Genomic DNA, 14357 nt, shown 5'->3' with positions numbered 1-14357 from the left:
AGCCAAAGGCTCCCCTTCGGGGCCCGGAATGACATGTGGTGTTAAAGTTTTGCGTCTATGGCCTTCTGAAAGGCACTGTAGGGCTGGGCACCCACAAGGATTTCACCATTAATGAAGAACGTTGGGGTGCCCGTCACTCCGGCCTTTTGACCGTCCGCTTGATCCTTGGAAACGTCAGCGGTGTGTTTGCCGCTACTTAAACAGTCAGCAATATTCAATCCTAGGTCCGTCGCATAGCCGTTAAATTTGGTCGTGGCATCGGCGATGGCTAAGCTTGACCATTCAGTTTGAGTCTCAAATAATTTACCGGACATTTCGTAGTATTTACCGGTATCACCGGCGCACATGGCGGCTTCGGCGGCTTTAGCGGCAATGGGACCGTGGACTGGAAATTCTCGGAAGACTAATTGGGCTTTACCGGTATTAACGTAATCTTTAATAATATTTGGGAGGGCCGGTTGCCAGTCTGGGAATTGCCCTTTTAAGCTCGTCGTCATGGCATCATTTTTACCATCGGCGGCGGAGCAATACGGGCAGGCAAAATCACTAAAAGAAATAATCTGAACCTTGGCATTCTTGTCACCGAGCACTGTATCAGCCGAAGTTGGTTTAATAGCGGTTAAATCGGCGGTTGGTGCTGGGGTGGGACTGGGAGTTGGAGTGGGAGCGGTGGCTTGGGTTCCGGCGGTAGTCCCTTTAGATCCGATTTTAATGTCTATTTTATCTTTAAATACAATCGCCGAACCAATTATTATTCCTGCCACGACGACGGCGACGGGAGTTAAGTAAGTTTTGACGGATGTTTTTTCTTCCATAAAATTACTAATAAAACGATGCCTGTAATTGTTAACAAAGCCGAGATGGCCTCCGCGACGTTCACACTTCCTAAAGTCCAACTCTCAATCCGCAAAGGTTCTAAAGTGAACCTTAAAATTCCGTATAAGGCAATATAAATTAAAAAGAGGGCTCCGTCAACCCTTTCGACTCGTCCGCCTGGGGCGGCCTCGCTCAGGGCAAGACCCACTAGAATGCCAAATATTACTAGGCAGCCGAGGGATTCGTAGAGAAATAACGGATGAAAGTGGCTAAAAGGCATCACTTGCCATAATCTATTTTCCGGGGCGATGTAGATGCCCCAAGGTAATTGAGTTGGCAGGCCGTAAAGTTCCTGGCGAAAGTAGTTGCCCCATCTGCCTATTGCCTGTCCAAGCGGTAAACCTAAAGCGACAAGGTCAAGTAGTTGTAGTATAGGCAGATGATGCAGACGAGAGTAGGTGACGAGAGCAATGGCGCCTCCAATTAAGCCGCCGTATATGCCCAACCCGCCTTGCCAAATGGCAATTATCGCCCCGGGATTTTGAGAATAATAACCCCAAAGACTAGCGACATGGTAGAGTCTCGCCCCTATTAAACCACCGATTAAAACCCAGACGAGCGCGCCCCAAATATCGACCTTAGTGTTTCTTTTAATGAGACTAACCGCGGTGGTGGCAGTCCAAATTCCGATGACGACGATGAAACCGTAGAGTAAGTTGTTCATAAACAATTCGTCATTCCGGCCCCGGAGCCGGAATCCAGTAACATCGATCAAAATAACAAATAACAAAAAGCAAATAACAATCGGGTTGACTGGATTCCGGGTCAAGCCCGGAATGACAAGTAATACACTGTCTAAATCGACAACAACAGGAAAACCGAAATTACAGAAATAACACCGAAATAAAAATAATAAACATTATTCGTCAAGGTCATCTTGACGTTCCAAAACCAGTCCAAATGTCGCCTCTCCCAGCCCAAATAAATGCTTTGAGCTAGCAAGGTCACCGCAAAGGTGACACCGAAAGGACCTACTTTGGAAAAGACTAAATAAGCAGCAATGACTATCAAAAGTATTTGAAAGAGAGCACTGCGAAGAATCGGATTTTTGGCATCAGATCCGTGGGCCTCGATAAAACTTATGGCACCAACATAGTTTTTCTGACTAAACAGCGTCCTTAGCGACGTGCTAAAGGTGGTATTTGGTTCTGCGAAGTAAGCATAGAAGATGAACTCCAGGTCAAAGAAAAAGACGGTCAATTTGGCGGCCACCAGTGTCAAAATAATCGTGATGAGCGCGTAGTCGCCGCGGATGATTATAATGGCAACCGCCATGACGAGAGCAATGGCGAGGTTAATTTTGTAGTGCTTTAGAAACGTCAACATTTGCTACTTTAATATTAGATATATTCAAAGCAGAGTGCAAGGGGAATCAGACGGGTTTTAATATTGACAAAACTTAGCACGTGCTCCTATTTGTCAGCTAACTATTAAACTGGATTTAATTCTTCCGGCTTGGTCTGCTTTGTTTTATTTTGTTGACGCAGTTCTTTCAGTTTCCACATGAATAATTTCCCTTTAGAGCGGGCTTTGCTGTCTTTTACAAACGCTAAAGCCTTTTCCAACAAGTTGCGATCAACGTCTTTGGAGAGCTTAATATAGAGTGAGGTGTGGGCGGTGTCTTCTAAGTTCGTAGCGAGATAGTAGCCGAACACTTGAAACTCGTTCTTGGAGTACTTTCCTTTTTTTGGATCTCTAACAGATAAAACTTCTTTAATAGATTTCATTAATCTTAATTTTCAATTTGAAATTTACAATTTGAATTCAATTTGAAATGCTTAAAAATTTAACAATTCTATAAGAATTGGTAGCGAACAAAATGAGCGTCGATTTTTCAAATTTAAACTTTGATTTTAAATTTCAAATTATTAGAGCTGCTGGATTCCGGGTCAAGCCCGGAATGACATTCTTTATCCTATGTACTGTGACCTAAATATCTTCTGCGATAGGTCCCAAATTCCCGGCATTTTGAACTCACGTCCCTGATAAGCCATGTAGAAACCTAAGCCGTACATAATGGCGCAAGCTCCTCCCACAAAGGGGAGGAAGAATTGCGTCAGTCCCGGAATAAAAATAAGGGCGGTAAAGAGAGTAATCGTTACTCCCTGACGAGCGTGCATGGCTACAAAAGCGTCGCCGTTGTTAGTCAGCATCGTGAAAAGCGATCCCAGCCACAAATAAGAAACTGCCGCCTTTAAGTTGCGGGCTTTTTCGGCCTTTTTTAGGGCTTCATTGCTAAACGGATGCTCATCACCCATAAAACCTCTTAGAAATTAATCTTTTCGGCGATTCCTCCAACGACTGGCATTACCCAGCGTTCACCCTTGTAAGCCTTAGACGCGGCAACAATGGCGATTATTAAGAAAACAATCCAGGCGAAAAAGTTGATAACCGGGATGATAGTGCAAACTAACTCAGCTATAAAAAGTACCATACCTTGTTTAGCATGGAATCTCACGAATTCATCATCTTTCTTAACGAAATACATTACTATGGAAAGAATCCATAAGTAGGAGATAGCGGCCATTAGGTTACTGTCACTTTTAGCTACGGGGGTTGCAGTTACTTCAGACATTAATAATCACCACCTTTACAAACATAATCTTATCTAAATAGTGTAGCAGTTCTTTGGGTTTTTTCTAGTGCTGGGGGTTTGGTTGGGTTATATAGGTATGATATGTCTGATAGGTAGAATAGGACGAATAAGATTTTGATTTATTTTTTAAACAATTTTTCTATGTCGCTTACAGAGTTGGCGTCTTCCGGAAGCTTTTCGCGGTAGTCGAGAAGTCTGGGAAATCTTAAGGAGTAGCCGCTGCTGTGACTGGGGGATTTAGTAACTTGATCGGCTCGGATCGAGACGACGAGCCTGGGGGTCACCCAGACGTGTGGTGATAGGGAAGCGGGGGTAACGTAACGAGTGGGCATTTTGGTGGTTTTTATTTGATCACACTTGGCTTTAAGCTCACGCCAGCGATCGTCAGTAAGTCCGGTGCCGATTTTAGCCAGTGTCTTAAAGGTGTCATCGCTAGGATCGTAAACCCCAACTAAAAAAGCGCCAATACCAAAATCGTTGCGTTTCCCTTCACCAGCGTAGTAACCCATGACTACGCAATCGATAGTGTCGGCTAGGCCTGAGGTGTCGCCCTCCCGCTTTAGTTTAACCCAAGAATAATCACGGGCACCAGCGTGGTAGGTACTGTTTGGTTTTTTGGCCACAATCCCCTCGTAGCCTTCTTTAATGTCTTTTTGGAATAGGGCCGAAATAGCCGCCGCGTCTTTTAAAACAGTTTGGGGGGTTAAGTGCAGGTTGGTTAAGTTTGATATGTTGGGTAGGTGTAATAGGTTGGATAAACGATCGTATCGATCGGTGTAGGGTTCGTTGGTTAAGTCCTCTCCATTTAATAAGAGTAAATCGAAAACGAAAATGTTCAAAGGATTGCTGGCCGATTTTTCGGCAATATCATACTTCCGTTTGCGGGTAACGGTATCGTTAAATGGCATTATTTTACCGGTAGTGGGATCTACGGTAACGGCCTCACCGTCTAAAATAAAACTACTCAAGTGACACTCGTTAGCTAGTTGTTCCGCGGCTGCTACTATTTCCGGCATCGTTGCTGTAATGTCTTCCAGGCCTCGGGAGTAGATTTTGGTTTTTATATGGGAGGTTTGGGTGTTAAGGGGGATAAGGGGAATTGAGGTAATGAGGGAATCGTGGTTGGCCGATTTTACGCCGTAGTGAATCTGCGTTCTTAAACCGTCATACTTGGGTTGCACTGCCCAGACCTCCGATCGTTCTAGCATTTCCACACTACTTTCAACTAATGAGCAGCGCTCCGGTAGAATAGGGACTCCCGCGGTGAGTTTAATTTTTTTAAGGCCATCGGTACCGGATTCTTTTAGCACTTTGGCTATTTGCCCGATATCCGGATAAATGTTGTAGGTGGCTTCAATTTGGTTTCTTAAGGCTTTGTCCCCGGTAATGGTGTAAGAGAGAGCATCAAGAACAGTAAGATCGGAAAACCCTAAACGCAACTTTCCTAAGGGAATCCTAACTAAATATTTAGCTGCCACCGGGGCACTGATTCTTAGTAGAGAAGCAAGTGATTGTACTTTACGATCCTGAGAGTTAGTGCCACTTGCGTAAGCAATAGTAGTTAGTTGATCGAATACCTCGATTACGGTTAAGGGAGATGCGGGAGGTAAGGGCGATAAGTTTGATAGTTTTTCAGCGACGTCACCAAGGTCACCGGCAGTGTTTAGTTGCTTGGTTATTTCTTCAGTTGCTTTGTTGTAGGCAGTACTTAGGACTCGTTGGATCATTTTATCGCCGAGGTTAAAGTCCTCATTGTCAAAAAGAGGTCCGAGCCGTCCCTCGGTCAAATAGAGAATCTTGTCGACTTCAGTCGCATCTGCTTCGTTGATGAGCTCCGCAAGGATCGAAGTAATCTCCAAGCGCTTTGGGGTAGATTCCAGTTTTTGAAAATATTCTGTGAGTTTAGAGAAAGTCATATTGGATTCATTTGCCATTTAACATTAGTCATTAAGTCATTTAACCATTTTTCATTAATGTTCAATGATTTAATGGCGAAATGCCAAATGTCTAATGACTAATGAGTCAACTACCGAAGTACATATCTTGCCCCTTTGGTACTACCTTTTTTAAAGATCAGGCCTTTAATAACGAGGTCTTTTAACTCTCTTAAGACCGTGTCCTCACTGATGCCGGGGAAGATATTCTTAAAATCTTTATTTTGGACGTAGCCGACGTCTTGCAATTGCTCAATGACCCGTTCTTGGCGCTCCGACAAAGCAATTTGGCCAACCGTCTTCCGCAGCTTACTATCATGACTAAGTTTTAAGACGCGCTCTTTAACGCGGTTAAGTTCTATCGCCAGTCCTTCACTAAAATATTCCAGCCAGGTTGTGAGTTCCCCTTTGTTGGCCGCTTGTAAAGCTGAATAATAAGCGGCGGCGTCTTGGTCGTAATGCTCATCTAAACTAAAAAACCGGCGGATATTATAGCCATCCAGATAAAGTGACAAGGTCGCCAGAGCCCGAGCTGTGCGGCCATTCCCATCTTCAAACGGATGAATCCGCACCAGTTCGTAGTGCACCATGCCGGCTTTTAGTACGGGATGGACGTCCTTGGCTTCGGTCGTCAGCCAAGTGGTAAGGTCGGTCATTAAAATATTTATCTGTGGTGCTTCCGGGGCCACAAAGCTGACTTCGCCGGTAATTGAATTGCGAATACTGGCAATCTGGGTGCGATATTTTCCTTGTTTCTCTGGAGAAAGAATGCGGTTCGTAATTAAACGGTGTAGCTCGCGGATAGTGCTTTCAGTTATAGTTGGGTTGGTAGGTACCATAGGTATTATAGGTACGATAGGTTGGGTAGGTGTTGACATTTTTTCGATGTATTTAACTACTTCGCGGTAGTTAAGAATCTCCTGGAGGTCACGCTCTCTGGCCACCACTTCTTCACCGCGGCCGGTTAACACTTTCTTAACTTCACTAAACTCTAAGGCATTGCCCTCAATATGCGTCGAAAAATGGACGGTCCGAGCCTCAGCATCATTCATGAACTGGCGTTCCCACTGGGGCACTAACGGAGCGTTTTCAATAACTTCTTTAGCCGCTTCGATTTTGCCAATGACGTTTAAAAGCTTTGGTGAGATAATATATTTAGGCTCGTACATACTAGATAACGCCCTTGATTTGGGCTAAAATCTCATTAAAGCCGGGATCTAATTTATAATTCTCGATTTTAGCTTGAACTTGCGGGACCAGGTTTTCTAAAGGTTCAATTTTTTGGCGATTAAATTCAAAGTCCGGCGATTTTATAAACAAAAACTTTTTAGCCTCTACTTTCTTAACTAATTCCAAACGCTTTAGATCTTCGTAAATTATAGAAATTGTGTCTTTAGTATTCTCAAACTTCTTTACGAAATCGCTAAGTTTTACGGCCTCAGATTTTAGAGCGTCGATTATTCTAATCGCCAGATCGGAGATGGGACTGGGCATTTGATTGCTACCGGATTTTTTAAGGTAGGTAACGGTGCCGTTGCCTTCAATAAGTATTAAACCTTGACGCCGCAGGTCAAACAGTTCCGCGGTTAAACACAAGGCCGTTAAGTCCGCGCGCTCAACGTAGCGGCCTGCGGCGTCTTTGAAGGGCGTTATTAAGACTTCTTTGGGTGCGGCAGGCAAAATGTCACCGGCAAATAGATAAATTAAGCTGCCAATGGCCAGTAGATCCATATAAATAGTATACGGTATTCTGCGGGAATTGTTAATGGTTTCCGAATGTGCTCGAATAATAACGTAGGGGCGGCATTTATGCCGCCCTCGATCGATTGGATTGAGGGCTTGATAAATCAAGCCCCTACGTATGGTCTTGTTTGGTTTATTGCTTTAAAATGTCCACTTATGAGTTTAGAAAAGCGTCAAAAAGTTGTCGTTGCTCTGTCCGGTGGTGTTGACAGTGGGGTGGCTGCCTTACTATTAAAGGATCAAGGGTACGAGGTGCATGGCGTTCACCTTAAACTATCGGACCAAAACTACAATAAATGCTGTGATTTATCCTCATTTAAGAAGGTGGTAGCGCTTTGCCGGCATCTAGATATCCCCCTAACCGTGCTGGATTACTCGGCTGATTTTAAGGAATTAGTGTTTAACCGTTTTATTGCGGATTACGAGGCTGGTTTAACGCCTAATCCTTGTATTAGGTGTAACGAGTACCTTAAAATTGGGCGGCTTTTAGAGTGGTCAAAAGAGCAGGGGTTTGATTATTTGGCTACAGGGCACTATGCCAAAATACAGAATGTGGGGGTCGATCGGATTGAGGTTGACCACATAGGGTCAACCCTACAATCGGATCGTGGGGAATCAATTCCCCGTTTGTTTATGGCAACCGATAAGAAGAAAGATCAAAGCTACTTTTTATGGACTTTAAAACAGGATCAGATATCGTCACTAATATTCCCTTTAGGAGAAATGAACAAACCAGAGGTACGTAAGGTGGCATCTGCATCGTCATTGCCAATGAAAGACGCTGCGGAAAGTTACGACGTGTGCTTTATTCCCGATGACGATACTAAAAGCTTTCTACAGAAGCATTTATCGGGCGCTAAGTTACAACCAGGAGAGGTAGTAAATACTACTGGAGCAGTAATAGGCAGTCACATTGGGTTACCTTTGTACACAATCGGGCAGCGCCATGGCTTTATAACAAATAACAAGACAGCGAATAGCCAACAACAGTATGTTATTAGCAAGAATGTGGCCGCTAATAGACTTGTAGTTGGTAGTCGAGAAGATGCTTCTATATCTATTTTATCGGTCCAGGATTTTAATTTCTTAAAAGATCCTTTAGAAATTAAAGATCTAAAAGTGAGGATCCGTCATTTAGGGGAGTTTGTTAAGGTTGGGGAGATTCGGAAAATTGGGGGGATTATTGAAGTTACTTTAGAAACGCCTTTTTTTGGCGTAGCGGCGGGGCAAAGTGCTGTTTTTTATTTTCGCGAAGAATTAATTGGCGGGGGAGTTATTACTTTTAAATAACAAACGCGCCCTTAAATTTAGATAAATCTAAGGGCGCTAACTTGTGGTTCGACTTGTTATTTACCAGCGCCTGGGTTCTGCCAAATGCCATGAAGCTTGTTCGTGGCTGACAGCAATTAGCCGCACATCCTCAAACTTGGCTTGCGTTGATTTCTTGGCGGTATTGTCCATAACGTTGTAGCGTTCAAAGAAGTCGCTAAACACTCTTAAACTAGTGATTCCGCGATCGCTGATCTTAACTGCCCACTTTCCGGCACTAACCTCTGCGGCTTCATCACTTTTCTGGCTTTCAGCGGCCATTTTCACTTCTAATTTAGATAGGTGCTGCAGCTGAAATAAATTCACTCTATGTCCAAAATCAGACACTACCTGAGCCAGCTCATCGCGAGTGCCAACCACTCTGGGTATGGCGTTGGGAACAGTGGGCACACAGGCAATAATACCCGCCAAAACTTCAATCGTTTTCGTAGCCATTTTTAGTCTCCTTAACGAAATAACTGACGGGCGGCATGCACGTCGGGCAGCGGCCTCAGTTCCACATAACAAAAGTACCAATCTGTTGAATAAAGCTCTTTAATACGGGCTAGCTCCTCTGGTGTTTCAAAGTCGTGAAGGTGGGTTGAATCCTCATAGATAAAAGCAATCGCCAGTATGTTTTCATTGGGTAGATTCCCGGTCGGTGGGTCAGTGGGATTATCAAACTGCCTAACGACTTCAAAGTACGCGAATGGTTCTGGGGAATTAGCGGCTATCTCCAAGACAGCTGTATCTCTGATGATGCCATACGATCCCGAGTCTCCCGGAATTTTAGCGGCCACAGTTTTATGTTTATGCATTTTTCCTCTCCTTAATTAGATTCGATTGATTTCGCTTACGGTAGCACAGAAACATCGTCAGTACAAGCATAGTGACCGAAGAGGTAGCGATTGACAATTTACTGCACCCGCTGCTATTTGTCCGTGGTTGAAAAAGAAATAGCCTAGGTGGAAAAAGGAGAATTACGCACTACTAATTTTTTAATAGCCGTAAAGAGACTTGCGGTTGTTCCAGGTGTAGTTGTCGGGTTTAGTTTTAAGATATCCCTGAACATACGTACCTGTAGATGGCTTGAAGTAACCATTTTGATATTTTAAGGTTCCACCGCCTGTATAGTTACGATAGGTAGTGGGTTTAAAAGTTTGTATCTTTGGTGCTTTATAAACGTATGACTTGGGAGCTGTTATTTTTGGTGCCTTAAAAGTGTTCACACTGTAACTCTTGGCAAAAGTTTGATCCGATGTGGCCAATAAAAATAAGCTTGAGGTTAAGGCAACTAGAACTACCTTCATAACACCCAGAATGGTAGCACAGAAATGCTGCTGCAACAAGGCATGGCCAGCAGACAAGTCCGACATTTTATGCCGATCGGCAAATTTTGTCAGTGATCAAAAAAGATGACACCCGAAATTGCTTTTAAAACAAGATCGGGTGTGCGGTAGGTAACGACTATTTTTCGATGATGTTAGAAACTGATGCGTTATCCCAAACCATCTTCAGCAATTCTATATTTCTTGAGTTTAGAAATCCTGAGTAGGCTTGATTTTGGACGTAGAGATTCATTATCGCTTTTACGATCTTTAAGGCCTCTATCTTTAATTCTGCTGAATCTTGTTCCCAGTAACCAAGTCTGCGGAAAGTTAATCCACTGGTTACTTTGTTTTTTTGGCCATTTGGTACAAACACAGCGCTAAAGATTAGGCTTTGGTTATCACTTGCCGTGTAGGCGATTGTAAATAACAGCTCCAAGTAATCTAATCTGCAATCTGTTCGGCAGGCCATAATACTAACTGCACGCGCCCCAAGCTCTCTCAAGCGATCTTTGTCGACGAGCCTTACCTCACTGCCATCGTCAGCATTCCAGATACTCATTTAATCTTCTCCTTCTAAAGTTTTGGTGACCGCACTTTAGCACTTTAAGGCTTTTAGATCAAACAAAAACACCCGAAATTGCTTTTAAAACAAGATCGGGTGTACTAAGAGTGGTTTATTATTCCCAGGCTTGTTTAAGGTGCTGCATCCATTTTTTGGAAAAGCCGGGTTCGGTTAGATCCATTGGTAGCAAAGCGACCACTTTGAGAAGCATCTCTAGGAGGCGTGGTTTATCAATGCCACTTACCTCGGTGTTAGTGTAGCCATTCCAAACGACTTCTATTTTCGACACTTTAACACCGTCACGACCGTTAATTCTGAAAGTAACATTGCCGCAAAAGCCCCGTCCATTTAGCGGGCTTATGCCAATACAGGAAGACCTAACTGTTGCTAGGTTAGCGGAAACTGTTAGAACGTAAGCAGATTCCAGTCCGAGCCTTCGCAACTCCTTTTCGTTTACATAACGGATAATGCCGTCCATGATAGGTTGATATGACCAGGAACTATTCATTTCTTGTCTCCTCTTTCTGAGTATTCAGATGAGCGCTACTTTAGCACCTCTTTTGGCCGTTGACAAACCTCCCTGCATAAGTTAAAAGTAACTCTACCAAACGCTTTTAGTAAGTCCTTTGGGATACTACTACAGCTAAACATAAAAACCGCAGGGCAGACCTGGGGTTTATTTGTTTTTAAGACCCGTCCGATATTAGGATTAATTCGGATACCATTTCGGATTAATTAGGATGTTTCGGACTGTTGGTTTACTGGATTCCGGGTCAAGCCCGGAATGACAAGTAAGGGTATGCACCTTGATAACCAAATAGGTGTCACTAAATCGTGATTGAAGTGACATCACATTGATAAAGTAAAGTTTTAAAGGTGGAAAGAATTTTTTTTGAGAATTTGATCCTGGTTCAGGATAAATGCTGGCGGCGTGCCTAAGGTATGCAAGTCGAGCGATTTAGACCCGCAAGGGTTTAAGTAGCGGCAGACGGCTGAGTAACACGTAGGAATCTACCCTAAAGATGGGAATAGCTAGTCGAAAGATTAGGTAATACCCAATAGTCTCTGACTGTAAAAAGTTAAGAGTAAAGGCGCAAGCCGCTTTAGGATGAGCCTGCGGCCTATCAGATAGTTGGCGGGGTAAAGGCCCACCAAGTCTATGACGGGTAGCTGGTCTCACGAGGATGACCAGCCAGAGGGGGACTGCGACACGGCCCCCACATCTACGGATGGCAGCAATCGGGAATTTTGGGCAATGGACGAAAGTCTGACCCAGCGACGCCGCGTGCGGGATGAAGGCCTTCGGGTCGTAAACCGACGTTAAGAAGGATCGGCTAACTACGTGCCAGCAGCAGCGGTCATACGTAGGATCCAAGCATTATCCGGATTTATTGGGCGTAAAGAGTTATGTAGGCGGTTTAGATAGTCACAGGTGAAATCCCAAGGCTCAACCTTGGAACTGCTTGTGATACTTCTAGACTAGAGATATTTAGGGGGTAGCGGAACAAGTGCAGTAGCAGTGAAATGCGTTGAGAGCACTTGGAACACCAAAGGCGTAGGCAGCTACCTGGGAATTTTCTGACGCTGAGATACGAAAGCGTGGGGAGCAAAACGGATTAGATAGTCCGTCCCCGATTTTATCGGGGGAATGGTGTCCCTCTCGATAGCGATATCGAGATGAGCATTCAGCTGTATCGGGGAAACCCTAAATTTATTTTAGGTCAATCCCGAGGGAAGGTCGCCTAAGGCGACTCCCGTAGAGACTATGAAGAATTGACGACAGTTGGTGTAAAATAGCTTAATGAAGCTAACACCTTTGTCAAAAGAATGTGAAGCAGTGGTTTTAGGTTCTCTTTTAGGAGATGCCTCAATAGCTGTAAATCCTAATTACAAAAACGCGAGATTATCCTTTAGGCATTCAATAAACCAGAAAGAATATTTTTGGTGGAAAATGTCTAAACTTAAGGAAATATCAAGCGACTCTTGTTGTTGGGAGCAACCAGCTGATGGTTACAGTAAGAATCCTAAGTTGCGTTATCAAAGCTTAGCTTTGCCAGTTTTAACCGGTTATTATAACTTGGTTACAAAAAGGCAAAAAAAGCTTGTTTCCCGAAGATGGTTGAACAAATTAACCCCACTTGCTCTGGCAATCTGGTGGTTTGATGATGGTTCTATCATTGGGGAACGCAAAGGGGTTTTTTGTACAGATGGCTATTCCTTAAAAGAAGCCGAAATTATTAAAAGATATTTTAAAATCGTTTGGGGTATTAACACGAGCGTTGGATTTGTCCATCGCCCGTTGGTTAATAAGGTCTATAGCAGAGTTTATTTAAGTTCTGTAGAAGAACTAAAAAAATTCTTAAGGCTCATAATTCCTTATGTACCAGTTCCTCAAATGTTGCCTAAAGTATTGCTTCTATACAAAGATTCAATTCTTCAGCAACGCTGGATCTCTGAAGTGATTACGTCTTCCGGTTTTTCGGAAGAAGTGGTGCGATTTTATCTTAAAGATAAGCAAAGTCGTCACAAACATTTCAGTGAATGATATAGTCCGATCCTCCTAGTAATAGGAGCTAAAATACACGATGACCCGTGTAGTCCACGCCGTAAACTATGTCGACTGGATGGATGGCCCGCCGCAAGGTGGATTGTTCGTCGAAGCTAACGCGTTAAGTCGACCGCCTGGGAAGTACGAGCGCAAGCTTAAAACTCAAAGGAATTGGCGGGGACCCGCACAAGCAGCGAAGCATGTTCTTTAATTCGATGATAACCGAAGAACCTTACCCAGGTTTGACATGATAGCGTCCTATTCCGCAGAAACGCGGGAAATTCGCAAGAAGGCTATCACAGGTGTTGCATGGCTGTCGTCAGCTCGTATCGTGAGACGTACCCTTCAGTGGGTCAACGAGCGCAACCCCTACTACTAGTTGTATCACTCTAGTGGAACTGCCCTCGCAAGAGGGAGGAAGGCGGGGATGACGTCAAGTCGGTATTGCCCTTATGCCTGGGGCTAGAAACATGCCACAATGGCCACTACAAAGGGAAGCGAAATCGTAAGGTGGAGCAAATCCCACAAAAGTGGACCTTAGTTCGGATTGAGGGCTGCAACTCGCCCTCATGAAGCTGGAGTTGCTAGTAATCGCAGGTCAGCTATACTGCGGTGAATACGTTCTCGGGTCTTGCACACAAAAATTTAATTGCGCGTCTGGCAGTTTAGAAAACTAGATGGTTAAAATCCATCCCACGTTCATGAAAACTGAATGTGGTAGTCAAGAAAATAACATGGCAGGTCCAGAGCCGCGAGGCGCTGGTCTGGAGGGCCTGAGGCAAAAGGCAGCCGAAATCCCGTTGACAGGGATAGTCAAATCGACTCATGGTGTGTCATGAGGAAGTGACTCTCGTTCGGATGCCTGGAACAGTTTTCTAAATGACCCAGAGAGATCTCGTAAAGATTGAAGCAATTGCTTTACGAGAAGTCAGCTGAGTCCATAGTAATCTCTTGCTACTTCGTATTTTATTTGGTAGTCTGGAGATGAAGGGATGAACCTTATGTTAGATCCAAACTATGTAGTTGGATTCGTTGATGGAGAAGGTTGTTTTAGTATTTCTGTTAATAATCATAAAGACAGATTTCCGGAAGTTCGTCTCATATTTGAGATTGAACTGCGGGAAGATGACGAACCGATTTTACAGGAAATAAAACAATCTCTTGGTTGTGGAAATATTTACCGTTTAAATTATGAGCGTTACGCTAAATGGCGACCGCACGTAAAGTTAAAAGTAAGTAATTTTAAGGATATTTCTGAGAAAATAATTCCATATTTTCAAAGTTACCCACCACAAGCAAAGAAGCGTTTTGAGTTTAAGAAGTTCTGCCAAGTCGCAGAATTAATTAAAAACAAAAAGCACTTAACCAACGAAGGACTACAAGAAGTTAGATCATTAAAAGCATAGGGACTCGCCCGGTGCGGGAAATCCGCTCGCCGGAGTGGGGACGGGACAAACTT

The 14357-nt window shown here is 43.8% G+C and carries 16 protein-coding genes and 1 rRNA gene; 3 read left to right on the top strand and 14 right to left on the bottom strand.

The features are described 5' to 3' along the window. Positions 1–41: 41 nt before the first annotated feature. The 9 genes from NT141_01780 to NT141_01740 form a co-directional block, all read right to left on the bottom strand. Positions 42–815, bottom strand: a complete 774-nt coding sequence (locus NT141_01780; protein ID MCX6783780.1) for a thioredoxin domain-containing protein — start codon at positions 813–815, stop codon at positions 42–44. After that, complete coding sequence (lgt, locus tag NT141_01775) at positions 782–1540, bottom strand: prolipoprotein diacylglyceryl transferase (protein ID MCX6783779.1); 759 nt, start codon at positions 1538–1540, stop codon at positions 782–784. Before lgt ends, NT141_01780 begins: the two co-directional genes overlap by 34 nt. A 131-nt stretch (positions 1541–1671) precedes the next feature. Then, a complete protein-coding gene (locus NT141_01770; protein ID MCX6783778.1) occupies positions 1672–2202 on the bottom strand; it encodes a hypothetical protein in 531 nt (176 codons plus the stop codon). Positions 2203–2306: 104 nt separating this feature from the next. Continuing rightward, entirely contained in the window at positions 2307–2603 is a 297-nt protein-coding gene (locus NT141_01765) for a hypothetical protein (protein ID MCX6783777.1), read from the bottom strand. 183 nt (positions 2604–2786) lie between these two features. Next, positions 2787–3134, bottom strand: a complete 348-nt coding sequence (locus tag NT141_01760; GenBank protein ID MCX6783776.1) for a hypothetical protein — start codon at positions 3132–3134, stop codon at positions 2787–2789. 8 nt (positions 3135–3142) lie between these two features. Then, positions 3143–3451 carry a DUF4870 domain-containing protein gene (locus tag NT141_01755; GenBank protein ID MCX6783775.1) on the bottom strand — a complete coding sequence of 103 codons (309 nt, stop codon included), beginning with the start codon at positions 3449–3451 and terminating at the stop codon, positions 3143–3145. Between the two features lie 140 nt (positions 3452–3591). Next, the gene (locus NT141_01750; protein MCX6783774.1) at positions 3592–5406 is read right to left on the bottom strand and encodes an ATP-dependent DNA ligase; all 1815 of its coding nucleotides are present in this window, start codon (positions 5404–5406) and stop codon (positions 3592–3594) included. A gap of 92 nt (positions 5407–5498) precedes the next feature. Next, positions 5499–6575, bottom strand: coding sequence for a Fic family protein (locus tag NT141_01745; GenBank protein ID MCX6783773.1), 1077 nt, complete (start codon positions 6573–6575; stop codon positions 5499–5501). A gap of 1 nt (position 6576) precedes the next feature. After that, the gene (locus tag NT141_01740) at positions 6577–7137 is read right to left on the bottom strand and encodes a hypothetical protein (GenBank protein MCX6783772.1); all 561 of its coding nucleotides are present in this window, start codon (positions 7135–7137) and stop codon (positions 6577–6579) included. A 78-nt stretch (positions 7138–7215) separates the two neighbouring features. Here NT141_01740 and mnmA point away from each other — a divergent pair, with 78 nt between their 5' ends. Beyond that, positions 7216–8439: a tRNA 2-thiouridine(34) synthase MnmA gene (mnmA, locus tag NT141_01735; protein ID MCX6783771.1), complete on the top strand. Its 1224-nt coding sequence runs from the start codon at positions 7216–7218 to the stop codon at positions 8437–8439. A gap of 60 nt (positions 8440–8499) precedes the next feature. Here the strand turns inward: mnmA and NT141_01730 are convergent, their stop codons facing one another. From NT141_01730 to NT141_01710, 5 genes are all read right to left on the bottom strand, one after another. Further along, positions 8500–8913 carry a hypothetical protein gene (locus tag NT141_01730; GenBank protein MCX6783770.1) on the bottom strand — a complete coding sequence of 138 codons (414 nt, stop codon included), beginning with the start codon at positions 8911–8913 and terminating at the stop codon, positions 8500–8502. 11 nt (positions 8914–8924) lie between these two features. Continuing rightward, positions 8925–9275 carry a hypothetical protein gene (locus NT141_01725; GenBank protein MCX6783769.1) on the bottom strand — a complete coding sequence of 117 codons (351 nt, stop codon included), beginning with the start codon at positions 9273–9275 and terminating at the stop codon, positions 8925–8927. 180 nt (positions 9276–9455) lie between these two features. After that, positions 9456–9824 (bottom strand): hypothetical protein, encoded by a 369-nt coding sequence (locus NT141_01720; GenBank protein ID MCX6783768.1) that lies wholly within the window; start codon positions 9822–9824, stop codon positions 9456–9458. 100 nt (positions 9825–9924) lie between these two features. Further along, positions 9925–10347 carry a hypothetical protein gene (locus tag NT141_01715; GenBank protein ID MCX6783767.1) on the bottom strand — a complete coding sequence of 141 codons (423 nt, stop codon included), beginning with the start codon at positions 10345–10347 and terminating at the stop codon, positions 9925–9927. Positions 10348–10465: 118 nt separating this feature from the next. Next, complete coding sequence (locus NT141_01710) at positions 10466–10858, bottom strand: hypothetical protein (protein ID MCX6783766.1); 393 nt, start codon at positions 10856–10858, stop codon at positions 10466–10468. A gap of 380 nt (positions 10859–11238) precedes the next feature. On the opposite strand from NT141_01710, the gene NT141_01705 reads away from it, so the two are divergent. Continuing rightward, positions 11239–13591: ribosomal RNA gene (locus NT141_01705) — 16S ribosomal RNA — on the top strand. A 299-nt stretch (positions 13592–13890) separates the two neighbouring features. Then, positions 13891–14304 carry an LAGLIDADG family homing endonuclease gene (locus NT141_01700; GenBank protein MCX6783765.1) on the top strand — a complete coding sequence of 138 codons (414 nt, stop codon included), beginning with the start codon at positions 13891–13893 and terminating at the stop codon, positions 14302–14304. Positions 14305–14357 lie beyond the last annotated feature (53 nt).

Source organism: candidate division WWE3 bacterium, assembly GCA_026396615.1.
GTDB lineage: Bacteria > Patescibacteriota > WWE3 > JAPLWK01 > JAPLWK01 > JAPLWK01.
The sequence above is the reverse complement of the archived record's forward strand: the minus strand, read 5'-3'. Positions and strand labels throughout refer to the sequence as shown.

Excerpts from the sequence above, each read along its gene's own strand:
- NT141_01780 (MCX6783780.1), bottom strand. The coding sequence starts at position 815 with ATGGAAGAAAAAACATCCGTCAAAACTTACTTAACTCCCGTCGCCGTC.
- lgt (MCX6783779.1), bottom strand. The coding sequence starts at position 1,540 with ATGAACAACTTACTCTACGGTTTCATCGTCGTCATCGGAATTTGGACT.
- NT141_01770 (MCX6783778.1), bottom strand. The coding sequence starts at position 2,202 with ATGTTGACGTTTCTAAAGCACTACAAAATTAACCTCGCCATTGCTCTC.
- NT141_01765 (MCX6783777.1), bottom strand. The coding sequence starts at position 2,603 with ATGAAATCTATTAAAGAAGTTTTATCTGTTAGAGATCCAAAAAAAGGA.
- NT141_01760 (MCX6783776.1), bottom strand. The coding sequence starts at position 3,134 with ATGGGTGATGAGCATCCGTTTAGCAATGAAGCCCTAAAAAAGGCCGAA.
- NT141_01755 (MCX6783775.1), bottom strand. The coding sequence starts at position 3,451 with ATGTCTGAAGTAACTGCAACCCCCGTAGCTAAAAGTGACAGTAACCTA.
- NT141_01750 (MCX6783774.1), bottom strand. The coding sequence starts at position 5,406 with ATGGCAAATGAATCCAATATGACTTTCTCTAAACTCACAGAATATTTT.
- NT141_01745 (MCX6783773.1), bottom strand. The coding sequence starts at position 6,575 with ATGTACGAGCCTAAATATATTATCTCACCAAAGCTTTTAAACGTCATT.
- NT141_01740 (MCX6783772.1), bottom strand. The coding sequence starts at position 7,137 with ATGGATCTACTGGCCATTGGCAGCTTAATTTATCTATTTGCCGGTGAC.
- mnmA (MCX6783771.1), top strand. The coding sequence starts at position 7,216 with ATGCCGCCCTCGATCGATTGGATTGAGGGCTTGATAAATCAAGCCCCT.
- NT141_01730 (MCX6783770.1), bottom strand. The coding sequence starts at position 8,913 with ATGGCTACGAAAACGATTGAAGTTTTGGCGGGTATTATTGCCTGTGTG.
- NT141_01725 (MCX6783769.1), bottom strand. The coding sequence starts at position 9,275 with ATGCATAAACATAAAACTGTGGCCGCTAAAATTCCGGGAGACTCGGGA.
- NT141_01715 (MCX6783767.1), bottom strand. The coding sequence starts at position 10,347 with ATGAGTATCTGGAATGCTGACGATGGCAGTGAGGTAAGGCTCGTCGAC.
- NT141_01710 (MCX6783766.1), bottom strand. The coding sequence starts at position 10,858 with ATGAATAGTTCCTGGTCATATCAACCTATCATGGACGGCATTATCCGT.
- NT141_01700 (MCX6783765.1), top strand. The coding sequence starts at position 13,891 with ATGAACCTTATGTTAGATCCAAACTATGTAGTTGGATTCGTTGATGGA.